The sequence below is a fragment of the Dorea sp. genome (assembly GCF_977044405.1).
Genome location: NZ_CDRRQK010000004.1, coordinates 125,334 through 148,858, shown reverse-complemented (window position 1 = coordinate 148,858; position 23,525 = coordinate 125,334). Strand labels below are relative to the sequence as shown.

18 protein-coding genes are annotated in these 23,525 nt (G+C 41.8%); 16 read left to right on the top strand and 2 right to left on the bottom strand.

The window, feature by feature from the left end; all coding sequences use genetic code 11:
* Positions 1-27: 27 nt before the first annotated feature.
* Complete coding sequence (locus ACWJAF_RS03380) at positions 28-2,508, top strand: hypothetical protein (RefSeq protein WP_448862212.1); 2,481 nt, start codon at positions 28-30, stop codon at positions 2,506-2,508.
* Between the two features lie 24 nt (positions 2,509-2,532).
* On the opposite strand, the gene ACWJAF_RS03375 is transcribed toward ACWJAF_RS03380, so the two are convergent.
* Positions 2,533-4,311, bottom strand: coding sequence for a PrpR N-terminal domain-containing protein (locus tag ACWJAF_RS03375; RefSeq protein WP_448862210.1), 1,779 nt, complete (start codon positions 4,309-4,311; stop codon positions 2,533-2,535).
* A 293-nt stretch (positions 4,312-4,604) separates the two neighbouring features.
* Here ACWJAF_RS03375 and ACWJAF_RS03370 point away from each other — a divergent pair, with 293 nt between their 5' ends.
* The 15 genes from ACWJAF_RS03370 to ACWJAF_RS03300 all read left to right on the top strand — a co-directional run bounded on the left by ACWJAF_RS03370 (position 4,605) and on the right by ACWJAF_RS03300 (position 22,009).
* On the top strand, positions 4,605-5,759 hold the full coding sequence (locus ACWJAF_RS03370; RefSeq protein ID WP_296031270.1) for an iron-containing alcohol dehydrogenase: 1,155 nt from the start codon (positions 4,605-4,607) through the stop codon (positions 5,757-5,759).
* A 27-nt stretch (positions 5,760-5,786) separates the two neighbouring features.
* A complete protein-coding gene (pdxA, locus tag ACWJAF_RS03365) occupies positions 5,787-6,830 on the top strand; it encodes a 4-hydroxythreonine-4-phosphate dehydrogenase PdxA (protein ID WP_296091774.1) in 1,044 nt (347 codons plus the stop codon).
* A 14-nt stretch (positions 6,831-6,844) separates the two neighbouring features.
* Positions 6,845-8,104: a four-carbon acid sugar kinase family protein gene (locus ACWJAF_RS03360; RefSeq protein WP_448862207.1), complete on the top strand. Its 1,260-nt coding sequence runs from the start codon at positions 6,845-6,847 to the stop codon at positions 8,102-8,104.
* A 30-nt stretch (positions 8,105-8,134) separates the two neighbouring features.
* Positions 8,135-9,043, top strand: a complete 909-nt coding sequence (gene dapA, locus ACWJAF_RS03355; protein WP_296031279.1) for a 4-hydroxy-tetrahydrodipicolinate synthase — start codon at positions 8,135-8,137, stop codon at positions 9,041-9,043.
* Positions 9,044-9,079: 36 nt separating this feature from the next.
* Entirely contained in the window at positions 9,080-10,069 is a 990-nt protein-coding gene (locus ACWJAF_RS03350) for a hydroxyacid dehydrogenase (RefSeq protein ID WP_448862205.1), read from the top strand.
* A 37-nt stretch (positions 10,070-10,106) separates the two neighbouring features.
* On the top strand, positions 10,107-11,435 hold the full coding sequence (locus ACWJAF_RS03345; protein WP_296091771.1) for an SLC13 family permease: 1,329 nt from the start codon (positions 10,107-10,109) through the stop codon (positions 11,433-11,435).
* 395 nt (positions 11,436-11,830) lie between these two features.
* Complete coding sequence (locus tag ACWJAF_RS03340; RefSeq protein ID WP_448862203.1) at positions 11,831-12,619, top strand: MBL fold metallo-hydrolase; 789 nt, start codon at positions 11,831-11,833, stop codon at positions 12,617-12,619.
* A 193-nt stretch (positions 12,620-12,812) separates the two neighbouring features.
* The gene (locus tag ACWJAF_RS03335; protein ID WP_296031290.1) at positions 12,813-12,956 is read left to right on the top strand and encodes a hypothetical protein; all 144 of its coding nucleotides are present in this window, start codon (positions 12,813-12,815) and stop codon (positions 12,954-12,956) included.
* A 141-nt stretch (positions 12,957-13,097) separates the two neighbouring features.
* Positions 13,098-14,099, top strand: coding sequence for a glutathione S-transferase C-terminal domain-containing protein (locus tag ACWJAF_RS03330; protein ID WP_448862201.1), 1,002 nt, complete (start codon positions 13,098-13,100; stop codon positions 14,097-14,099).
* Between the two features lie 43 nt (positions 14,100-14,142).
* On the top strand, positions 14,143-15,009 hold the full coding sequence (locus ACWJAF_RS03325; RefSeq protein WP_448862199.1) for a transporter substrate-binding domain-containing protein: 867 nt from the start codon (positions 14,143-14,145) through the stop codon (positions 15,007-15,009).
* Between the two features lie 319 nt (positions 15,010-15,328).
* On the top strand, positions 15,329-16,612 hold the full coding sequence (locus tag ACWJAF_RS03320; RefSeq protein WP_296031296.1) for an O-acetylhomoserine aminocarboxypropyltransferase/cysteine synthase family protein: 1,284 nt from the start codon (positions 15,329-15,331) through the stop codon (positions 16,610-16,612).
* Between the two features lie 161 nt (positions 16,613-16,773).
* Positions 16,774-18,096, top strand: a complete 1,323-nt coding sequence (locus ACWJAF_RS03315) for a sodium-dependent transporter (protein ID WP_448862197.1) — start codon at positions 16,774-16,776, stop codon at positions 18,094-18,096.
* A gap of 143 nt (positions 18,097-18,239) precedes the next feature.
* A complete protein-coding gene (locus ACWJAF_RS03310) occupies positions 18,240-19,559 on the top strand; it encodes a Na+/H+ antiporter NhaC family protein (RefSeq protein ID WP_448862195.1) in 1,320 nt (439 codons plus the stop codon).
* 60 nt (positions 19,560-19,619) lie between these two features.
* Complete coding sequence (locus ACWJAF_RS03305) at positions 19,620-20,087, top strand: hypothetical protein (protein WP_296091758.1); 468 nt, start codon at positions 19,620-19,622, stop codon at positions 20,085-20,087.
* A gap of 134 nt (positions 20,088-20,221) precedes the next feature.
* A complete protein-coding gene (locus ACWJAF_RS03300) occupies positions 20,222-22,009 on the top strand; it encodes an aminopeptidase P family N-terminal domain-containing protein (protein ID WP_448862193.1) in 1,788 nt (595 codons plus the stop codon).
* A gap of 92 nt (positions 22,010-22,101) precedes the next feature.
* Here ACWJAF_RS03300 and ACWJAF_RS03295 read toward each other — a convergent pair whose 3' ends face one another.
* Positions 22,102-23,466: a CaiB/BaiF CoA transferase family protein gene (locus ACWJAF_RS03295; protein ID WP_448862191.1), complete on the bottom strand. Its 1,365-nt coding sequence runs from the start codon at positions 23,464-23,466 to the stop codon at positions 22,102-22,104.
* Positions 23,467-23,525 lie beyond the last annotated feature (59 nt).

Here is a 23,525-nt window from a genome sequence, read left to right as displayed (position 1 = left end):
GGAAAGAGAAGAAAGGAAGCAGAAATTATGAATAAGAATAGAAAAATGAAACGAAAAATTGCAGCATCTGTAGCAGTTGGAATGTCCGTAATGATGGGAGTAACACCGGTTCTGGCAGCAGATGGAACCGCAGATAACGCCGTTTCCAAAGAAGAAACCGTATATGTAAATGCAAAGGCAACCGGTAAGACATCGAAGATCACTGTTTCCAACTGGCTTAAGAATTCCGGAAGTGTATCAGGAGATCTTACAGATGAAAGTAATCTGAAAAATATCAAGAACGTAAAAGGTGATGAGACCTATACTGCAGATGGAGATAAGCTTACATGGAGTACAGATGGCGAAGACATTTACTATCAGGGAACATCGAAGGAGAAGCTGCCGGTATCTGTAAAACTGACTTATTATCTGGACGGGGAAAAAGTAAAACCGTCTGAATTAAAAGGTAAGAGTGGACATCTGAAGATTACGGTAGATTATAAGAATAACGAGAAGAAGACCGTCGACGTAGACGGAAAACAGACAGAAGTCTATACACCATTTGTCATGATGACAGGAATGATCCTTCCGAATGAGACATTCAGTAATGTAACAATTGATAACGGTAAGATCGTATCCGATGGAAATAAGAATATCGTACTTGGATTTGGAATGCCTGGATTAAAAGACAGCCTGAACTTAAGTGATGATGTGACAGATAAAGTAACGATTCCGGAGAGTCTGAACATCGAAGCGGATGTGACAGATTTTACCATGTCATCTACTTATACCGTTGCAATGTCCGATCTTCTGGACGATGTAGATATGGATAGTATCGTGGATGTGGATTCGTTACAGGATTCACTGGATGAGCTGGAAGATGCGGCACTGGAACTGGTAAGCGGTTCGAACACTCTCGCAGATGGAGCAGGAACACTTGCAGACGGAGTGAACAGCTATACAGACGGTGTGGATGAATTAAATGCCGGAATCCAGAAATACTTAGGAGCTGGCGGAGAGTTAAGTGGAAGTGTAACAGAATACGTCAATGGTGTGAATAAGGTAGTCAAAGGCGTACAGGATTATACAAGCGGAGTGAATACACTTGCAGATGGAGTGAACAGCTACGTGGCAGGAGAACAGCAGCTGGCAGCCGGTGCTTCTGAACTGAACAAATTAAGTGCCGGACTGAAACAGGTACAGAGTGCAGTAGCACAGTTAGAAGCAGCAACAGATGGTGAAGGAAGCCAGACAGAAGACCTGCAGGCAGCATCCCAGGCACTGGCAGCCGGAACAGCCCAGTTAAAGGCTGCGCTTGGAACCGAAGAAGTCAAACAGCTGATGAGCCAGGTGGATTCCATGGTAACAACAGGAAATAAACTTCTGGAAGAGACAAAGGCACTTGGCGATACACTTCAGAACGAGATTGCAGGACCGATCACAACGATTGCAGCAACACTTCAGAATATGCAGGGAGCATTAGACAGCATCGACGGTGCACAGGAAGCCATTCAGCAGGCATGCGTAAGTGTTAACACAACAGTAGCACAGGATAACCAGATCATCCAGAACGCAAAACAGACAGCATCCGCAAGCTCTGCACAGATTGCAAGCTCTATTGCAACACTGACAGAAAAATATAACGCAATCGAAGATAAGAGTTCTGCAGAGGCAGCAGCATTACAGAGTGCGATCAGCGCACTGAACTCTGCAAAGAGTTCTACGGATTCTGTTCAGAACTTAAGTGAACTGACAGGTGTAGATACAAGCGCAATGCCACAGATTGATACAGAAACATTAAAAGCAAATGCCAATACAATCATCGAAAACGCAGGAAAACTGCAGACTGCACTTCCAAAACTGCAGGCAGCGCTTCCAGAATTAGAGGCTCAGTTAAAGAGTATCGAAGAGGCAGAAGGAGTGCTTGCACAGGCAAGCCAGTTAAATACACTGACAGCAAGCATAGATCAGTTAAATGCAGGAATGCAGGGATTAAACGGAGCAGTCGGAACACTCCACAGCAACCTTGCACAGCTCAATCAGGCAACATCCACACAGTTCCCGACAGCAATCCAGGGAATCACAGCACTGAATAAAGGATTTGCACAGCTGGGAGAATACAATACTTCACTTGTAAGTGGAGCAAACAAATTAAAAGAAAACAGCCCGACACTGGTAGCCGGTGTGAACACTCTTCAGAGTGGAACAAACCAGCTCGCAAGTGGACTGAATACTCTTGGAAGCCAGATGTCATCCGGATCTGCAACACTTGCAGCAAACAGCAGCGCACTCAGAAGTGGAGCATCCGAACTTCAGTCAGGTGCCAGAGAACTGGCAGACGGAATGGACAAATTCGATAAAGAAGGTACAAGTAAGTTAAAGAGCACCGTAGAAGATGAATTCGGTGACGTACTTGACAGAATCGATGTCCTGACTTCTGATGACTGCAAATATAATACATTCAGCGGCAGAGATGATGCCATGGATGGAAATGTGAAATTCGTAATCGAGACGAATGCGATTGAGTAAATATGACATTTCAATAATTAATTATCATTTCTTCAAGATCCGCCAGAGCGTGCTTCGGCTAATGCCGAGCCGCCTGGCGGTTTTTTCTTTATTGCCGTGTTCTTCGCTTAAAACCATCTGGATGATCTGGTAATTCATCTCGTCAAGTGTTCCTGAAAAATCAAAACCGGATGTAGCATCGTCTGTTTTATGATCAGGCTCGGCTTCCAGGGCATCTTTTACATCCTGACAGGTAATATAAGGTGTCTTTGTTACAATGACCAGTTCTTTGATAATATGATGCAGCTGATCAAGATTATGTGGCCAGGAAAATGCGCTCATAAGTTCCATGGCTTCTGTCTCAAAGCCGATGATCTGCTTGCCTGTAGAGACATTCATGCGGTGAATGTAAAGGGCAGCAATACTTGGAAGATCCTGAATACGCTCGCGCAGAGGCGGAAGTCTTAAGGTCAGGCAGCATAATTTGTTTTCAAGATAAGAACGGCATAAGTTCTCCTGAGAATCTGTAGTGTTATCAAGTGTTAAAGAGAAGATGACTCGGTTTCTTTTTGTCAGTCTTGAATTCTCGATATAGGAAAAGAGTTTATCAAGCTGACTTTTAGAAAGCGCACCCGGGTTCTTGATATAGATAGTAGTACCGACACTTGTAAAAGGAGAATCGTCATTGTTCAGCAGAGAATTCCATTTTCTTTCTCCCATCAGTTCGCAGTTGATGATATAAAGAGGGGCAGAATTATACAGTCCATTTTCATATAGCTGTTTGGCAATCTTGTCTTTTCCTGTTCCAGGTTCGCCTACGATCAATACTGGGAGATTATTCTGGGAATACTCCTGAATCAGGTGGGCCGTATTACCAATCTGATGTGAACTGCTGTATTCGCCGGAGTAATCAGAAGGTGACTGGTCAAGATGATTATAGATCATGACCGCAGAGCTTTCCTCGGAGAATAACGCTTCCTGCTGGCGGATGGTTATAGCGGTATATTTCTGGTCGTCATAGATCAGATGACGATTGGTAAGGATATATACTTTATCGCGGATCTGTCTGGTTACCGTCTGATCCGGAACTTTTAAGAATGCTTTCAGATAAGTCTGTACCAGATTCATAAGAGCAATGTTGCGGTCATCATCAGCAAGACTTGAAAACCATAAAGTGCCGGCCGGATTATAGATCAGGAATTCACGTTCTTCATCTGAGAGAAGTGCCTGGAAGAGATCCTTTTGCTTATGTACATGCTGAGAAGAATGTACGAGTTTGATTGCCTCTTCAATTGCAGATGTGATGCTTTCTGTGCCGGATGAGATAAGAAGCGAATTCATTCCAAGGCTTTGTGCAGCTTTTGATCCTGCCATATCACATAATGCAAGGGTGCATCCATCTTTCATGGCCTTACGAAGTGAAGGCCTGGCGTCGCTTTCATTGGTAAATGTAATGATATCTATATCATACTGTAACAGATCGCAGAGCACTCTGGAGCAGTTTGTAATAGAAGAAAAACCGGCGATGACAAATTTGCCAGAGTAATTTTCTGCCAGCTTGATGGTACGCAAGACGTCATAGACAGAGATCGGGATGTCAATGACCGGAAGTTCGACGGTAGAACGTATCAATTCGGCGGTTCCACCACGGGACAGAATGACATCATAGTTATTATGCGCCAGTTCGATGGCAATTTTTCTTCCGGTATCTAAATCACCGATCTGGACGGTCATCTGAATATCGTCGCGTGTCTGGGCAATGGCAGAGATTGCATCAGCCATTCCTTCATAAGGAGCGACGGCAAGTATTTTGGTTTTCTGCATAAAAAATCCTCCTGTATATTGCCTGGGGTATGTGTTTATAAAGAGCCTGATATGCTTTCGCAATCCGGATAAATCCGTGAGCGGGGGAAATTTACCCATGTCACTCACATCATTATATATGATTGTAATATGAACTGTTTCAAAATGCAACGGAAAAATATGTAGAAAGTTTCAAAATAAAACGAAAAAAGTAGAAAATAAAATTGAGAGAGGGATAAAAAGAAAGTATTATATAGAAGAAGAAAGCAAATAACAAACAAAATGTTTCAAAATAAAACACAGGAGGAATAAAAATGAGTTATCAGATTAAAATCCCATCATACACTTGCGGAGGAGAAGGATGCATTGAAAATGTTCCATCCATCATCGAAAAAGAGCATGCAAGGAAGATTATGGTATTCACTGACAAAGGAATCAGAGCAACAGGTCTTCTGGATGTACTGACTAAGATTCTTGATACGACAGATGCAGAATATAAGATCTTTGATGATCTTACTCCGGAACCGGCTTATCAGGATGTAGAAAGAGTTATGGATGAAGCCGATCAGTATGAAGGAGATTTCATCATTGCAATTGGTGGAGGAAGCGTCATGGATGCAGCAAAGCTTTGCAGCGTATTAAAAGGTGCTTCTTACACAGTTAAAGATCTTCTCAAAGATCCAGGGATTGCTGAAAAACAGATAAAGACATTGATGATTCCAACGACCTGTGGAACCGGATCAGAGGCAACTTGTAATGCTATCGTAGCAATCCCGGAAGAACAGTCAAAGAAAGGAATTGTAAATGATAATATGATTCCGGATTATGTATTCCTGGATTCACAGATGATCAGAAGACTTCCAAAATCCATCATTGCAGCGACAGGAGTAGATGCTTTAGCTCATGTAGTAGAATGTTTTACATCAAAGAAAGCAACACCATTTTCTGATACATATGCAATGGCAGGTGCAAAGCTGATCTTCCACAACATCAGAAAAGCTTACAACGATGCAGATAACATGGAAGCAAAGAGTAATATGATGCTTGGAGCATTTTACGGTGGTGTGGCAATCACAGGAAGCGGAACAACAGCAGTACATGCATTGTCTTATCCATTAGGTGGTAAGTATCACATTGCACATGGTGTATCAAATGCAATTTTATTTGCCCATGTAATGGAATTCAATAAAGATGCATGTAAAGAAAGACTTGCAGAATTATGTGACGGAGTGTTCCCGGAACTTGCAACAAAGAGCGTAGATGAAAAAGCGGATTACATGATTGAACAGATTGCGGACATCGTAAAAGTAACAAATATTCCGACAGACTTAAATGAGTTTGGGGTAAAGATGGAAGATCTTGACTTCCTGGTACAGGCAGGAAGTGATCAAAAGAGACTTCTTGTTAACAATATGAAAGAATTATCACTGGATGATATCCGTGAGATCTATCTGAAAGTATTAAAATAATCAGACAGTAATGAAAGGAAGAGGACAATGGCAAAGAAACCAATCATAGGAATTACAATGGGCGATCCTGCGGGAAACGGATCCGAAATATCTGTAAAAGCACTCGCAGATCCATCCGTGTATGACAGATGCAGACCGGTTATTATCGGTGATGCAAACTGTATGGAAAAGGCAGTAAAGATCCTTGGAAAAGAAAAGGAGATCAAGATTCACGCAGTACAGGATGTAAAAGATGCATTGTTCGAATTCGGAACAATTGATGTATATGATATGAAGCTGGTAGATATGGAAAAGCATATGTACGGTAAAGTATCTAAGATGTGTGGAGAAGCGGCTTTCCAGTATGTTGTAAAAGTTATTGATCTTGCAATGAAACATGAAATCGATGCAACGGTAACCAATGCCATATGTAAAGAAGCAATCAACATGGCAGGACATCATTATTCCGGACATACAGAGATCTATGCAGACTACACACACACGAATAAATATACCATGATGCTGGCACACGATGACCTGAGAGTTGTACATGTATCGACGCATGTATCACTTAGACAGGCATGCGACAGAGTGAAAAAAGAAAGAGTCCTTGAATGTATCAGAATTGCCAACAATGCATGTAAAGCAATCGGAATCAAAGAACCGAAGATCGGAGTGGCGGGATTAAATCCACACTGTGGAGAAAACGGAATGTTTGGTGTGGAAGAGATAGAAGAAATCCAGCCTGCAATCGATGAAGCACTTGCAGAAGGAATTAATATCCCGGAAAAGAAACCGACACCACCGGATTCCATTTTCTCAAAAGCAATTGGGGGATGGTATGATATAGTGGTTGCGATGTATCATGATCAGGGGCATATTCCTCTGAAGGTAGAAGGATTTAAATATAATAAAGAACTGAAAAAATGGGATGCAGTATCAGGAATTAATGTAACATTAGGAATTCCGATCATCAGAGTATCCGTAGATCATGGGACAGGATTTGATCTTGCAGGGACAGGTGAGTGTAATCAGATCAGTCTTGTAAATTCCATAGATTATGCAATCCGTCTTGCGGAGAACAAGGAGTAGCAGGAGGTAAAGACGTGGTAAAACTGTTGATTATTGCAGACGATTTTACCGGTGCGTTGGATACTGGAATCCAGTTTAAAAAACGGGGAATCAGTACACAAATTTTTACCAAAACCAGGATAGAGGATAATGAGATCGAAACAGACACAGAAGTTCTTGTAATAGACAGTGAATCAAGACCATTGTCTAAAGAGGAAGCGTATCTGGAGGTTCAAAGTATTGCACGATGGGCAATTTCAAAAGGAATCGGAATCATTTTTAAAAAGACAGATTCCGCACTTCGTGGAAATATCGGAGCAGAGCTTAAAGCAGTTGCGGATGCGGCAGAAGAAGGAAATGTATTTTTCATTCCTGGATATCCGGAGATTCATAGAATTACAAAGAACGGGATGCACTATATTGATGGTGAATTGTTAGAAAACAGTGTATTTGGAAATGATCCGTTTGAACCGGTGAAAAAATCATACATACCAGATATCATAAATGAACAGAGTACGATAGATGTTGTAAGCATACAGAGTAACGAATCTGTTCCGGAACTTAAGGAAAAAGAGTCTCGTATCATCGTGTGTGACACCGTTACCACAGAGGATATAGACAGAAGGCTGGATGAACTTCTGGAAAAGAAATATCTGAAATTAGTTGCAGGATGTGCAGGGCTTGCGGACCGGCTGGTTGAAAAAATTAAGTTAAAAAGAAATAAGGAACAGAAGTTCAAACAGACACAGGGAATGTATGTTGCATGTGGAAGCCTGAATAAGATTACAGAAAAACAGGTTGAATATGCACAGAAGAATGGAGGCTTTGAAAGAATCCATCTGACGATGGAGCAAAAGCTGATACCAGAGTATTATAAAACGGCTGCAGGAAAGCACTTCATGGAATCGGTAGTGGCACTTTGCAGGGAAAAGAAAAAAGTAATTGTTGATACCTTTGATCAGGATGATACAAAGGAAGAGTTCTTAAAAGTACACCAGATTCCAAAGGAATCAGTAAGATTCAGAATATCAGATTCTCATGGATGTATCGTAGACGAGATTGTCAGCCAGAAGACAGATGTCACAATCCTGATGACAGGAGGAGATACCTTGATGGGATATATGAAAAAGATTGGCTGTACACAGATTGAACCATTGTGTGAGATTGAACAGGGAGTGGTTGTCTCAAGTATCGTAAGCGGGGGCAGAAGCGTACAGGTAATTTCAAAATCCGGAGGATTCGGAACAGAAGATATCTTATGCCGGATTGCTGAAAAAGTAATTAAAAAAGCATAATAAATGAAAACATTGGAAGGAGAACTTATCATGAAAAAAGTAGAACTGAAAGGAATCATTACACCAATTTTAACACCTATGAAAGAAGATGAAAGTGTCAATACAGAAGAACTTCGTAATCAGATTGAGCGTCTGATCGATGGTGGGGTACACGGAATCTTCCCATTCGGAACAAATGGTGAAGGATATATCTTAAGTGAAGCTGAGAAAGTAGAAGTACTGGAAGCAACAATAGATCAGGTGAAAGGCAGAGTTCCGGTATATGCAGGATCCGGATGCATCTCAACTGCAGACACAATCCGCATGAGTAAAAAAGCAGAAGAACTTGGAGCAGATGTTTTGTCGATTATTACACCTAGCTTTGCAGTTGCATCTCAAAAAGAGTTATATGATCACTACGTAGAAGTTGCAAAACATGTAGATACTCCTATCGTGCTTTATAATATTCCAGCACGTACAGGTAACAAACTCCTTCCGGAAACAGTTGCAAAACTTGCAAAAGATGTTGATATCATCGTCGGAGCAAAGGATTCAAGCGGAGACTGGGAGAATTTAAAAGCTTATATTCATCAGACACAGGATCTTGAGAAAGACTTTTATGTATTATCAGGAAATGATTCTCTGATCCTTCCATCATTGAAGGAAGGCGGATTTGGCGGAATCGCAGGATGCTCTAACGTATATCCACATGTGTTATCTTCTATCTATAACCTCTTCAAAGAAGGAAAGATCGAAGAAGCAGAAGCTGCTCAGGAATCCATCGCAAGCTTCCGTGCAGTATTCAAATACGGCAATCCAAACACAGTAGTGAAAAAAGCTGTCAAGATGCTTGGATATCCAGTCGGAGACTGCCGCAGACCATTCAACTATCTGTGTGATGAAGGTGTAGAAGCATTAGCAAAAGTACTGGAAGAAAACAAAGCAAAAGGCATGAATTAATTACGATGGATTTGACATAAGATGGAGGAAAAGAACATGAAATTTGTAATGACGCAGGCAGTATGCCCGGAAGGTCTACAGATGCTGGATGGAGTTGCTGATATCTATGTAGCAGACAATCAGGATCCGAACAATTATCTGGCTGAAATGCAGGATGCGGATGCACTGATCGTAAGAATTGCAAAATGTGACGGACATGCAATTGAGAACAGCCCGAATCTGAAAGTAATCGGACGTACAGGTGTAGGCTATGATTCGGTTGATGTAAAGACAGCAACCGCACATGGAATTCCGGTAGTTATCACACCGGGAGCCAATAACAGAAGTGTGGCAGAACATGCAGTAGCAATGATGTTCGCACTGTCTAAGAATCTTGTAGAAGCACAGCAGGAAATGTGCAAAGGTAACTGGGAAATCCGCGGGGCAAAAAAAGCATTTGAACTGGAGAAAAAAACAGTTGGTATCCTCGGACTTGGAGCAATCGGACGTGAGACGGCAAAGATCTGCGAAGGATGTGGAATGAAAGTTGCGGCTTATGATCCATTCCTTTCCAAAGAGCAGGTAGAAGGATACGGAGCTGTATACTATGAAAACTATGAGGATCTGTTAAAAGCAAGTGATGTGGTATCTATCCACGTACCATTAACAGATGAGACAAGAAATATGATCGGGAAGAAACAGCTTGCAGAAATGAAGAAAACAGCTCTTATCATCAACTGCAGCCGTGGAGGAATCATCAATGAAGCTGACTTGGTAGAGGCATTAAAAGCAGGTGAGATCGCAGGTGCAGGAACAGATGTATTCTGTAACGAACCTCCAAAAACAGATGACCCACTTCTGAACTGCCCGAACCTGATCGTAAGTCCACACTCTGCAGCACAGACAAGAGAAGCAGTTATTAAGATGGCGCAGATGTGTGTAAAAGGATGCCTGGCAGTGACAGAAGGAAAGAAATGGCCATTCGTAGCAGATAAATCTGTATATGATCATGAAAAATGGAAAGATGCAGAATGGGCTGAAGTATAACGACAGATAAAAAAAGTGGGGAAACGGAGAGAAAATTATGAGTTCGAGTGTTATTGCAATTATAATTGCGGCAATTACAATTGTATTATTTATGTGGAACAAATTGCCAATGAGCGTTGTGGCAATGGGAAGTTCCGTAGCAATGGGAATCTTCATTCCGGAGATGGATCTTTCGGCAGTGTATGCCGGATTCAGTGCACCGGGATGGGCAATGGTAGTAGGTATGTGTATCGTAAGTGCGGCCCTTTTTGAAACCGGAGTTGCACAGAGAATCGGCGACAGAATCGGCAATTCATTTCTGGCTAAAACAGAGAGAAGATTTATTGTCACAGTCAGTGCAGTATGCTGTCTGATGTCTGCGTTCATGAGTAACAACGGAACCGTTGCTATCTGGATGCCACTGATTGCTGTTGTAGCAGCAGGATCTAACGGACGTATCCGATCTAAGATGGTAATCTTCCCGGCAGGTACAGCAGCCATCATTGGAGGAGCTTGTACACTGGTAGGTTCTACATCACAGCTTGCAGCTAATGCAGTGCTTCAGGGATACAAAGGATACGAAGATGGTCTTGGAATGTTTGACATGTCAAAGATCATGCTCCCGGCAGCTATCGTACAGGTTATCTTCTGGGGAACAATCGGATATACATTACTGAAAAAAGTATTAAAACCAGAAAGTCCTGATTTTAACGTTGGAAATATGTATGCAGATGCTCCTGTAGTGGAGGAGAAAAATGAAGATGATGCAGTGACAAAGAAAAAAGGTAATATCGCAGCATTTACAATGATCCTTTGCATCTTCCTCTTCGTAGTAAGTGGATTTGAGCCATTCAAGAATCACTTTAACATCGGTGTAATCGGAATGCTCGGAGCAGTTATCGTACTTGGAACAAAATGCCTTCCGGTAAAGAAAGCATACGAAGAACTTCCATGGGATGTACTTATCACAATCGGTGGTATCGGCGGACTTGGAACAGGTCTTGATGTATCCGGTGGTGGAGCGCTTATCGCTAATGCAGTATTGAATCTGTTCGGTGGAAAGAATGCATCCGTAGTAGTTCTGACAATCGTAATCGCAGTACTTACAAGTGTACTTACTAACTTCATGTCAAATAATGCAACAGCAGCAATGTTAAGCCCAATCTGTATTGCAATGGCATTATCACTTGGTATCAGCCCAATTCCATGGGTTATCGTAATCGCAGCTTGTTCTAACCTTGCAATTGCAACTTCTTACGGAACAGCTGTTAATATGCAGATCTTACCGGCAGGATATAAATTCTCTGATTTCGTTAAGATCGGCGGACCATTATTAATCATATTAATCGTGGTAGTTACTGCCAGCTCACTGGCATTCCTCTTCTAATCTAATTATATATGTGTAAGGATCTGTATAAATTAAGTTTGTTTCCATGAATGGATCTTTGCACCACGACCCGGAAGTATAAGAATTCTTATACTTCCTGTCGTGCGTTATATCTGCCGCATTATCTGTAAGGAATATTATTATAAGTCCTTTCAGAGTATCTGATGATAGAAAGCTGTAAAATACCCCACGATTTTACAGCTTTTTCTAAAAAAATTATAATTTTATAGAAAACAAGTATTATATATATGAAAAAATAATACATAAATTTATCGAACAATGAGATTTGAGATGTATTGATGGAAAGGCGGGAAAATATGTCTATAAAATCAGATTACCAGGAATACTTAAAAAAGAAGAAAACAATATCAGAAAAAAGAACCGGAAAGTTCTGGATGAATCAGGAAGAAAGATATGTAAAACCATTTCAGATCTACGGGAATCTCTATTATGTAGGGGATAGCTGGGTATGTGTACATATTGTAGATACAGGGGAAGGTCTCCTTATGTTTGATGCGGGTAACTGCGGAGCCACTGCAATGCTGGTTCAGTCCATCTGGGAGATGGGATTCAATCCGGCTGATGTAAAGTGGATTATCTTATCTCATGGACATGCAGATCATTTCGGAGCAGTGAACTTCTTTAAGCGGATGTTTGACACAAAAATCTATATGGGAGAACCGGATGTGAAGATGTTTCATGAAAATCCGGAACTTGCGCTGATCCAGGAGAGTGGAAACTGTATGGACGAGTTGTTTGATGTAGATGTAGCCATCAAAGAAGGAGATGTTCTGACATTTGGAAATACAGAGATAGAATTTCATCTGGTTCCGGGACATACCAAGGGCTGCATCGCATGTTTCTTTGATGTGACAGATAGAAATGAGAAGAAACGTGTGGGATATTATGGTGGTTTCGGATTCAATACCTTGCAGGCAGATTATCTGAAAGAGATTGGGGATGCAGCATTCGAGGCAAGAAAAGAATATCATCAGTCTCTTGCAAGCGTAAGGGATCAGAAAGTGGATATCTTTATGGGAAATCATACGGCAAATGTAGATTTGTTGAATAAAAGAAGATATATGCTGGAGCATCCGGGTGAGAATCCATTTATAGATTCAGAAGCATGGAAGAAGTATCTGGATGAGAAGGAGAAAGAGCTTAAGGAGTTTGAACAGGCATAGAGCGTGTATAAATCAGTTATTGATAAATTAGTATATGAAGAAACCTCGCATTACAGTTAGTGCGAGGTTTTTTTACAAGAGTTTTTACTAAATATTTACAAAAACCTACTTGACATACCGAATGACTTGGAATATAATCAGACCCATAAAACCTAGTAAACATACTAGAAAGATAAGAAAAGGAGGAATTGATATGAGAAATTTAACAATAACAGGAAAGGACAAAAATATGATGATGATGTGTTGTTGTTGCTGTATGTCTGATAAAAAGAATAGAGCTTATTTTTCGTATGCAACAGATACTCCTGAGAGAAGAGATAGAGATGCTCAGATCTGAGATTGATCACCAGGAAAGAACTATGACGAGTGAACAGGTGCTGTTGAATACAGTAGCTGTTATTTTTTTACCCGAAATCAGGGGATATACGGAAAATAGAGAAAAATAAGAACCAATACAATCCAGAAAGGGCGATAAAAGATGAGTGAATATAAAGCAAATGTAAAAAATGAGATTGATGAAAGAGGAAGATTTATCCGTCAGGGAAATCTGTTTACGACACCATTTGGAGAGAAGGAAGGAGAGTTAAAAGCAGAAGCAGGAAGATATAAACTTTACTGGGCGAAAGGATGCCACTGGTCTAACAGGGCTTCGATTGTAAGAGAGCTTCTCGGACTGGAGGATGCGATTGAAGCAGATATTGTGGACAGTGAATTTAACGGAAAAACAAATGCATGGAAACTTCCAACAGCAGTAGATGGTCCGGATCCAGAGACGGGAGTAACATTTTTATATGAGTTCTATGAGAATGCATTACCAGGATTTACCGGAAGGGCAACGGTTCCATCACTGGTAGATCTGAAGACAAAGAAAGTAGTGAATAATGATTATCATCATCTGACGAATTATTTTGAAGTGAATTTCAAAGAATTCCAGAAAGAAGGAGCACCGGATCTGTATCCGGAAGAATTGAGAGATGAAATTGACAGACTGAATGAATGGCTGTTTCCGAATATCAATAACGGTACTTACCGGATGATGTTCGCAAGATCGGTTGAAGCTTATGATGAAGCCGCTGCTGATTTCTTTAGTGGACTGGATTATCTGGAGGAACGTCTGGAAGGACAGAGATTCCTGTTCGGTGATTATGTGACAGACAGTGATATCCGGCTTTTTGTAACGCTTGTAAGACTGGAGACTTGCTATTACCGGTTCTTAGGACCTGTGGAGAAGGGACTTCGTGGATATAAAAACCTGTGGGAATATAGCAGAGACCTGTATGAAATACCAGCTTTCAAACATAATACTTATCTGGCTGATCTGGCAAGAGATTATGGAGTGGAAGAGCCTGCAAAAGGTGCATTTATACCGTATAATGAGAGATTCTGGAATGAGGCGGACTTTGAAAAGAAATGGTCCGAACCACAGAACCGTAGAAAGTTAAGTAAGACACCGGGACAGAAATTTTTGATTCATAAATAAAGGGCAGAAGATAAAAGAATAAGCAAGAAAGGAAAATACAGATATGAAAAGATGGAATGGAATCATCGCAATCGCGTTGGCAGCAGTAATCGGAGTATCGGCAACCGGATGCGGAAAAAAGGTATCTGCAGAGAAAGCAGATAATAAATCAAAAAAAGAAGTAACAATTACCGCAGCAACCGGAGGGGATCCAAAACCGTATGTATTCGTAGATGATAATAATGATATAACTGGATATGATATTGAAGTGCTGAAAGCAGCTTTTGATAAGATTGATGGTTATAAGCTTAAGATCGAGACGACCGATTTCGGTTCGGTATTTACAGGACTGAACAGTGGAAAATACCAGCTAGGTGTAAATAACTTCTCCTATAATGAAGAAAGAGGTAAATCATACTTATATTCTTATCCATATGATAAGATTGGATATGTATTTGTAACGAAAAAAGGAACTACCCCGATTACATCATTTGAAGAAGCTGCAGGAAAGAAGACACAGGGAGGAGCTGGCGTAAGTATTACAACAGCAATCGAGGCGTGGAATGAGAAGAATCCGGATCAGGCAATTGATCTGAACTATACTGAAAGTGATACAATTGTAGGTCTTAAGAAAGTAGAGTCAGGAGAACTGGATTTCTCGATTATCGATGTGGCAATGTATAAGGCATATCAGGATGAATACAACCTTGATATCCAGGCAAATGAGATACCAGAGGATGAAGCAAAACTGATTGCAGATAATCTGTATGCTTATTATGTGCTTCCAAAAGACCAGGAAGGGCTTAGAGAGAAACTGGATGATGCGCTGAAAGAATTGAAAGCAGATGGAACACTCACGAAACTTAGTAAAAAATGGTTCGGTCAAGATACAGCGCCAGAGGATGATAAGTTTGAGAAGACGATAAATTAGCAAGTATTTGTTATATATAATTAAATAAATACATATTGTATTACCAAATAACATATGCTATAATGCCAATAGGCAAAATGATATGATGTTATCTTTCATTGGTAACAAAAAACCGAAGGTCCGGAATACCTTCGGTTTTTCTATGCCAATATAGAGGGCGGCAACATTGCGAGTATATCATAAAATAAAAGATATTTAAATATATTTTACGAGAAAACTAATGATCTGTCTTGAAAAATAATCCTCACAGTGCTAAAGTATACTAAAAAGGTATGTTTTTGAAATGCATGAAAAAAGCACGCATCAAGGAGGAAAAATTATGAGCGAATACAAGATGGGAACAAAATGCGTACAGGGAGGTTACACTCCGGGAAATGGCGAGCCGAGACAGGTTCCAATCGTACAGTCAACAACATTCAAATATGCAACCAGCGAAGACATGGGAAAATTATTCGACCTGGAAGCGTCCGGATATTTTTATTCCAGACTGCAGAATCCAACAAATGATACAGTAGCAGCCAAGATTGCAGAGATGGAGGGTGGAACAGCAGCTATGCTGACTTCATCCGGTCAGGCAGCGAACTTTTTTGCGTTATTTAATATCTGTGAATGTGGAGATCATATCGTGGCATCTTCATCTATTTACGGAGGAACATTTAACCTGATCGATGTGACGATGAGAAAGATGGGAATCGATGTAACATTTGTATCACCGGATGCAACAGAAGAAGAGTTAAATGAAGCATTCAAGCCGAATACGAAGGTAATGTTTGGAGAGACAATTGCCAATCCGGCGCTTACAGTACTGGATATTGAATTGTTTGCCAAAGTGGCACATGCACATGGCGTACCGCTGATCGTAGATAATACATTCCCGACACCGGTTAACTGCAGACCGTTTGAGTGGGGAGCAGATATTGTGACACATTCTACGACAAAGTATATGGATGGCCATGGAGCAGCACTTGGCGGGGCAATTGTAGACAGTGGAAAGTTTGACTGGATGGCACATGCAGACAAGTATCCGGGACTTTGTACACCAGATGAGAGCTATCACGGAATTACTTATGCTGAGAAATTCGGAAAAGAAGGTGCATTCATTACAAAGTGTACCGCTCAGCTGATGCGTGATTTTGGATCTATGCAGTCACCGCAGAATGCATTCATCTTAAACCTTGGTCTGGAGTCCCTGCACGTACGTATGCCAAAACATGTAGAGAATGGTCAGGCAGTTGCAGAATTCCTGGAAGCACACCCAAAGGTAGCATATGTGAACTATTCCGGACTTCCGTCTGATAAATATTATGAAAGAGCGCAGAAATACCTTCCAAATGGTGGATGCGGTGTTGTATCCTTTGGATTAAAAGGTGGAAGAGAAGCAGCATCTACTTTCATGAAGACTTTAAAACTTGGAGCAATCGAGACGCATGTGGCAGATGCAAGAACATGCTGCCTGAATCCGGCAACATCTACACACAGACAGATGACAGATGAGCAGTTAAAGGAGGCCGGAGTACCGGCAGAGCTGATCCGTATCAGTCTGGGACTGGAAGATAAGGAAGATCTGATCGCGGATATTTCTAATGCGCTGGATGCCATTTAAGATATAGATTATGGAAAATAAGGCAGGTGGTCCTGCCTTATTTTTTTGACGCTCACTGCTTATCATGGTAAAATAGAGAAACCATGTGTATGGAATGTTTGAGCCGGAAGGGACAGTAAAAAAGCCAGAAAGAACCGTCCCCGTGGCAGAGAGGAAAAATTATGAATAAAAGAGAATCATTTAACAGCAGATGGGGATTCATCTGTGCCTGTATCGGCTCTGCGGTCGGTATGGGAAATATCTGGATGTTTCCGACCAGAGTGTCGCTGTATGGAGGAGGATCATTTCTGATTCCGTATTTTATATTTGTAATATTGATCGGATCTACTGGTGTGATCGGTGAGATGAGCTTTGGACGTGCAGCGAAGTCCGGACCGATCGATGCATTTGGAATTGCCTGTGAGAAAAAAGGAAAGAGAAAAGCCGGGGTGGCACTGGGAATGATACCGGTATTTGGTTCACTTGCCATGGCGATCGGTTACACGGTTGTGATGGGATGGATCTTACGATATGCGGTGGGGACATTTACCGGGGCAACGCTCCGTCCGGAAAATGTAGATGAATTTGGAGCTGCGTTTGGTAAGATGGCATCAGCGTTTGGCAATAATATATGGCAGGTAATTGCACTTGTGGCCTGTATGCTGATCTTGATGCTTGGAGTCGGCAGTGGAATTGAAAAAGCTAATAAGATCATGATGCCGATATTCTTCGTGCTGTTTGTAATCCTTGGAATCTATGTGGGATTTCAGCCTGGAGCGAGCGAAGGATACCGTTACATTTTCAGAGTAGATCCGAAGGCTTTTGCAGATCCGACGACATGGATTTTCGCACTTGGCCAGGCGTTCTTCTCGCTGTCGGTAGCGGGGAATGGAACGCTGATCTATGGCTCTTACCTGTCTGATGAAGAAGATATTCCGGCATCTGCGGGAAGAGTTGCATTTTTTGATACGATAGCAGCAATGTTAGCAGCATTGGTAATCATTCCGGCGATGGCGACAACAGGAGCACAGCTGGATCAGGGAGGACCGGGGCTCCTCTTTATCTTTCTTCCGAATCTGATCAAGGGAATGCCGGGAGGATGGCTGATCGCAATCATCTTCTTTGTAGCGGTATTGCTTGCGGGTATGACTTCACTGATCAATTTGTATGAAGCTCCGATTGCAACCGTGCAGGAGAGGTTAAAGCTTGGAAGAGTGCCGGCATGTGCATTGACGGGAGTCGCAGGTGTGATCGTATCGCTTCTGATCCAGGGCATTGTATCTGACTGGATGGATCTTTTATCTATCTACATCTGTCCGCTGGGAGCGGGACTTGCGGGTATCATGTTCTTCTGGGTATGTGGTAAGGCATTCGTGGAAAAACAGGTCAATAAAGGAAGAGAAGAACCGTATGTATCATGGTATTATACGGTGTGTAAATATTTCTATGTTCCAGTATGTTTTATAGTATTAATTCTTGGTATTATTCTTGGAGGTATTGGTTAAAAGAAGAGAGAAAATCAAGAAATTGTTTTTCTGATACACGCAGAAATACTGGGAAATATGATCTTGAGTTAAAAATAGTTGGAAGTAGAACCGGATATGTTTATGGATATCTGGTGTGAAAAGAATGAGAGGATAAAGAAAGAATGAAAAAAGGAAATGCAGTTGCACTACTGCCAATTAGTGTGTTTTTGTGTATTTATCTGGGGCTTGGAATTTTATTCGAATATGTGATGAAGATTCCGATGGGGTTCTACAATGTCCCGATTATTATCGCATTTCTTGCGGCGATTCTGGTGGCGTGTCTTCAGAACCGGAAGGTGAGTTTTGATGAGAAGCTTGGAATTATGGCGCAGGGACTTGCGGATAAGAATATTATTACGATGCTTCTGATCTTTCTGACAGCCGGATCGTTTGTCGGTGTGGTTGGAAGAAGCAGTGCGGAGAGTGTGGCTTATTTTATGTTGTCGCTGATTCCGGCAAAATTTTCGGTGGCGGTATTATTCGTTGTAGCATGTTTTGTGTCTGTGGCTATGGGAACTTCGGTTGGAACGATCACATTGATTACGCCGATTGCGGTGGCTGTGTCTAAGGCGTCTGGATTTGACATGGCACTTTGCATTGGTTCGGTCATGGGAGGATCGATGTTTGGAGATAACCTTTCTTTTATTTCGGATACAACAATTGCGGCATGTAACGGGCAGGGATGCCAGATGAAGGACAAATTCCGTGAGAACTTCGGTATTGCACTTCCGGCGGCGGTTGGAACGCTGGTGTTGATCCTGGTTCTTTCATTTCAGACGGATATCGCAGGACGTGTAAGTAAGTCTTACAACTTAGTGCAGATTATTCCATATGTGCTGGTTCTGATCGGTGGAATCATTGGAGTGAATGTATTTGTGGTACTTTTGATTGGGATTGTGTCTGGTTCGGCTATTATGCTTGCGGGCGGACACATCGCAGCGACAGATCTGCTGGCGAATATGGGATCCGGAGCTTCGGGAATGTTCGAGACGAGTATGGTAGCAATCCTGGTAGCGGCTATGTGCGCACTGATCCGTGAGTATGGCGGGTTTGATGCATTACTTGCAGGAATCCATAAGGTATTCAAAGGAAAAAAAGGCGGTCAGCTTGGTATGGGACTTCTGGTCGGAACGATGGATATCGCAACCGCGAATAATACCGTAGCAATCGTTATGGCAAATCCGATTGCAAAGGATATGGCAAAAGAATACGGAATCACACCGAGAAAGACAGCTTCAATCCTCGATACATTTTCCTGTATCTTCCAGGGAATCATTCCTTATGGAGCACAGATGCTGGTAGCGATATCAGCGGCGAGTGAGCTGGGATATAATCTTTCGGCTTTTCAGATTATGCCGAAGCTGTTTTATCCGTTTTTGTTGTTTGTGAGTTCGATGATATTTATCTTTGTAATACCGCAAAAACACAGAAATAACATATAAAAGAACACATATAAAGATGAGATAGAAAAAATCAATTTGGGGAACGAGGGAAATAGAATCATGACAGAAGAAATCAGACAAAAACTGACGGGTGCAGTTATCGGTCTTGCAAGAACCTGTGAGAATAACGAAAAGACAGAGAACACCAACCGGGTATTCTTAGAAGCCCTTACAATGGGCGGGGACTGGTCGGCAAGTCTCTTTGATATGAGTGAGATGCTTGAAAAAGTAAGAAATGAAAAATATACAGTCTCACCGGGATGTGTAACCTGTGCGGCACCATGCGGCAACACGGATGACTATGATATGGAGAATCTGTGGAAAGAATCCGAAGAGACCGGGGCATTCAAGAATGCGATTCTGATGGCTGTTTATCAGATAGCGGCAAAAATGTATCATGCAGATCAGACGGAAGAATCTGATACGATGAAATTATTATTCCGGGCATTATGTATGATCAGCTTCGAGGGCTGGAATATTGCAGGACTTACACCGGTGATGGTGGAGCTTGGAAAAGCCGGGCGGTGACAAGTTCTCTACGTTATGGCATGAGTAAAATTATTTATGAGGGATAAGAAAAATTATCTATATTAATAGAAGATTAATTATAAGAAATGCGGTATAATATCCATACACTGTATATATCAAGGAGGAACAAAAACATGACAGTACCAGAAAGACTTTCCGCACTGCGTAAGTGTATGGAAGAAAAGAACATTGATGTGTATGTAATACCAACTGCAGACTTCCATCAGAGTGAATATGTTGGGGAACATTTCAAAGCGAGAAAGTTCATCACAGGATTTTCGGGATCAGCAGGAACAGCTGTGATCACTAAGACAGAGGCAAGGCTCTGGACAGACGGACGTTACTTTATCCAGGCAGCAGCACAGTTAGAGGGGACAACTGTAGAACTTATGAAGATGGGCGAGCCTGGAGTACCGGAGATGAATGCATACATCGAAGAGGTATTGCAGGCAGGAGAGACTCTTGGATTTGACGGAAGAGTGGTATCCGTTGGCGAAGGTGAAGGATATGCAGCAATCGCAGCGAAAAATAATGCGAAAGTGAATTATCAGGTAGATTTAATCGATGAAATCTGGGAGGACCGCCCGGCATTATCGGAAGAGCCTGCATTTGATCTGGATGTAAAATATGCCGGAGAGACTGTAGAAAGCAAACTTGCAAGAATCCGTGAAGAGATGAAAGAATCAGGAGCAAATGTACACGTTGTATCTACCATTGACGACATCTGCTGGACTTTGAATATCCGTGGAAATGATATCGACTTCTTCCCACTGGTATTATCTTACGGAATCATCACAATGGACAGTTTCGAACTGTATATCGATGAGAGAAAATTAGATGAAGAGTTAAAAGCAAAACTTGCAAAAGACGGTGTAAACTTACACCCATACAACGACATTTACGATGACGTGAAGAAATTCGGCGACGACGTGGTTGCAATGATCGACCCTGGAAAACTGAACTATGCACTGTTCAATAATATTCCGGAAAATGTAAAGACAGTAGAAAAGAGAAATCCGGCAATTCTTATGAAGGCGATCAAAAACCCGGTTGAGATCGAAAATATCCGCAAAGCACAGATCAAAGACAGTGTCGCACATGTAAGATTCATGAAATGGTTAAAAGAAAATGTCGGCAAGATGAAGATCACAGAGATGAGCGCATCTGATAAACTTGATGAGTTCCGTGCAGAGATGGGTAACTTCATCCGTCCAAGTTTCGAGCCAATTTCTTCGTTCGGAGAACACGGTGCGATCGTACACTACACATCATCACCTGAGACGGATGTAGAGTTAAAAGAAGGCCAGTTGTTCTTAACTGATACAGGAGCCGGATTCTACGAAGGATCCACAGACGTTACCAGAACTTATGCACTCGGCGAAGTTCCACAGATCATGAAAGACCACTTCACACTGGTTGCAATCAGTAACTTACAGCTTGGAAGCGCAAAATTCCTGGAAGGATCTACAGGTATGGTTCTTGATATTCTTGCAAGAAAACCATTCTGGGATAGAGACTTAAACTTCAACCATGGTACAGGACACGGAGTCGGATACCTTCTTAACATCCATGAAGGACCTGCAGGATTCCGCTGGAAATTCCGTCCGGGTGAGACAGAAGTTTTACAGGAAGGCATGATCATCACGGACGAACCGGGAATCTATATCGAAGGATCCCACGGAATCCGTCTGGAGAACGAACTCCTGACCAGAAAGGGAACACTGAACGAATACGGTCAGTTTATGTACTTCGAAGCAATCACACTGATTCCGATGGATCTGGATGCGATCAATCCGGATATCATGACAGCAGAAGATAAGAAACTGCTGAATGATTATCATGCGAAAGTATATGAAGTAATCGCTCCGTATCTTAATGAAGAAGAGCAGGAGTGGCTTAAGAAGTATACAAGAAGCATTTAATTAATATACTATTGTAGCCAGTCACGACATGAGAGGTCATAATGAATAAAAAAGAGCTGCCCTTTTTAAGAGCAGCTCTTTCAATTATTATCTTATTTATCAGCCTTCGGAGTATAATCAAGTCCAATACGTTTAGCCTGATTTTCAGGATCCCAGAAGAATCCCCACTCAACGAAGTTCTTAATTTTAGCTGTATCAGCAGGAGTCCATGTAACCAGATCACCTTTCTTGTACAGTTCATCGATCTCTTCATCTGTATAACCGAAGTTTTCCAGAACCTCACGGTTGTGTTCACCGAAGCAAGGAGCAGAAGCAACGATCTGTGAAGGATGTTTCTTGAAGATGTTTGTAAGTCCGATACCTTTCATCTTACCGAAGCACTGATCTTCCCATTCAACGATGTTCTCGCGTGCTTCATACTGTGGATCTTTCTCGATGTCTGCTGGTCCGTAAGCTCTCTGGCAAGGAATAGCAGCTTTGTTGAAGATTTCTTCCAGTTCATCACATGTACGCTCTGCACAGAACTTAGCACAGAGTTCATCAGCTTTCTTCCCACGTGGATCGAACAGAGGGAATCCTGTACAGTTCTTAGGAATTCCTTTTGTTATACCAGGTTTACCCATACCAATGATTGGGTATCCACGTTTTACAGGTCCCTGACCTACGATAGCTACGAACATAGCACCGCCGTCTTTTGTATCATAGAATGAGAAGCATGAAGCCATATCACTCTTGTTACCTGTACGGTATGGAACAGGCTCACCCTGTTTCGGGTATCCTTTGTTGAACCAGTTTGCCGGATAGTTATCAAGCAGACGGAACATAGTATCATACTGGGCAACGTCGCAGGAATCACCTTCACCTGTGTGCTGTGCACTGATGTATCCTGATAATGCAACGATACAAGCATTGTATGCTGTAATGTAGTCAGACAGATAAGGGTTAACCTTCATAGGTCCGGATGTAGGAGATACACCGTTCATGTACATATATCCACCCATTGCCTGTCCGGATACGTCGTAAGAAGGTTTGTCTTTAGAAGGTCCGAACTGTCCGTATCCAGATACGTGTACGATTGTCAGGGCTTTGTTGTGCTCCCAGCAAACTTTGTCTGTAAGACCACGTTTTGCGTATGATCCAGGACGTCCTGCTTCGATCCAGATGTCAGCCCATTCGATACATTTTAAGAAGATCTTCTGACCTGATTTCTTAGCTGTGTTAACTGTGATAGAGTATTCATTACGGTGATTCTGAGACCATGAAAGAGTACCTCTTGTCTGACACGCGATTGTTGGAGCCTCTGCCTGAAGTACCTGAGCACCCATTTCAGCCATCAGAGATCCTGCGAATGGTCCAGCAATATTTGTTCCGGTCACGAATACTTTTACACCCTGGAGAACACCAAATGCTGGATATTCACCAAATTTCTGAGTTAATTTGTTGTTGATTTCTTTCATCTCATATTTCCTTTCTTATATTATTTGAAATGTATATGTGACATATTTCGTTTTTTGTA

What these genes read in the sequence shown, in the direction of transcription:
- ACWJAF_RS03380 (WP_448862212.1), top strand. Translation starts at nt 28, where the DNA reads ATGAATAAGAATAGAAAAATGAAACGAAAAATTGCAGCATCTGTAGCA.
- ACWJAF_RS03375 (WP_448862210.1), bottom strand. Translation starts at nt 4,311, where the DNA reads ATGCAGAAAACCAAAATACTTGCCGTCGCTCCTTATGAAGGAATGGCT.
- ACWJAF_RS03315 (WP_448862197.1), top strand. Translation starts at nt 16,774, where the DNA reads ATGAATAAAAGAGAATCATTTAACAGCAGATGGGGATTCATCTGTGCC.
- ACWJAF_RS03370 (WP_296031270.1), top strand. Translation starts at nt 4,605, where the DNA reads ATGAGTTATCAGATTAAAATCCCATCATACACTTGCGGAGGAGAAGGA.
- ACWJAF_RS03340 (WP_448862203.1), top strand. Translation starts at nt 11,831, where the DNA reads ATGAATCAGGAAGAAAGATATGTAAAACCATTTCAGATCTACGGGAAT.
- ACWJAF_RS03305 (WP_296091758.1), top strand. Translation starts at nt 19,620, where the DNA reads ATGACAGAAGAAATCAGACAAAAACTGACGGGTGCAGTTATCGGTCTT.
- pdxA (WP_296091774.1), top strand. Translation starts at nt 5,787, where the DNA reads ATGGCAAAGAAACCAATCATAGGAATTACAATGGGCGATCCTGCGGGA.
- ACWJAF_RS03295 (WP_448862191.1), bottom strand. Translation starts at nt 23,466, where the DNA reads ATGAAAGAAATCAACAACAAATTAACTCAGAAATTTGGTGAATATCCA.
- ACWJAF_RS03300 (WP_448862193.1), top strand. Translation starts at nt 20,222, where the DNA reads ATGACAGTACCAGAAAGACTTTCCGCACTGCGTAAGTGTATGGAAGAA.
- ACWJAF_RS03350 (WP_448862205.1), top strand. Translation starts at nt 9,080, where the DNA reads ATGAAATTTGTAATGACGCAGGCAGTATGCCCGGAAGGTCTACAGATG.
- ACWJAF_RS03335 (WP_296031290.1), top strand. Translation starts at nt 12,813, where the DNA reads ATGAGAAATTTAACAATAACAGGAAAGGACAAAAATATGATGATGATG.
- dapA (WP_296031279.1), top strand. Translation starts at nt 8,135, where the DNA reads ATGAAAAAAGTAGAACTGAAAGGAATCATTACACCAATTTTAACACCT.
- ACWJAF_RS03320 (WP_296031296.1), top strand. Translation starts at nt 15,329, where the DNA reads ATGAGCGAATACAAGATGGGAACAAAATGCGTACAGGGAGGTTACACT.
- ACWJAF_RS03325 (WP_448862199.1), top strand. Translation starts at nt 14,143, where the DNA reads ATGAAAAGATGGAATGGAATCATCGCAATCGCGTTGGCAGCAGTAATC.
- ACWJAF_RS03310 (WP_448862195.1), top strand. Translation starts at nt 18,240, where the DNA reads ATGAAAAAAGGAAATGCAGTTGCACTACTGCCAATTAGTGTGTTTTTG.
- ACWJAF_RS03345 (WP_296091771.1), top strand. Translation starts at nt 10,107, where the DNA reads ATGAGTTCGAGTGTTATTGCAATTATAATTGCGGCAATTACAATTGTA.
- ACWJAF_RS03330 (WP_448862201.1), top strand. Translation starts at nt 13,098, where the DNA reads ATGAGTGAATATAAAGCAAATGTAAAAAATGAGATTGATGAAAGAGGA.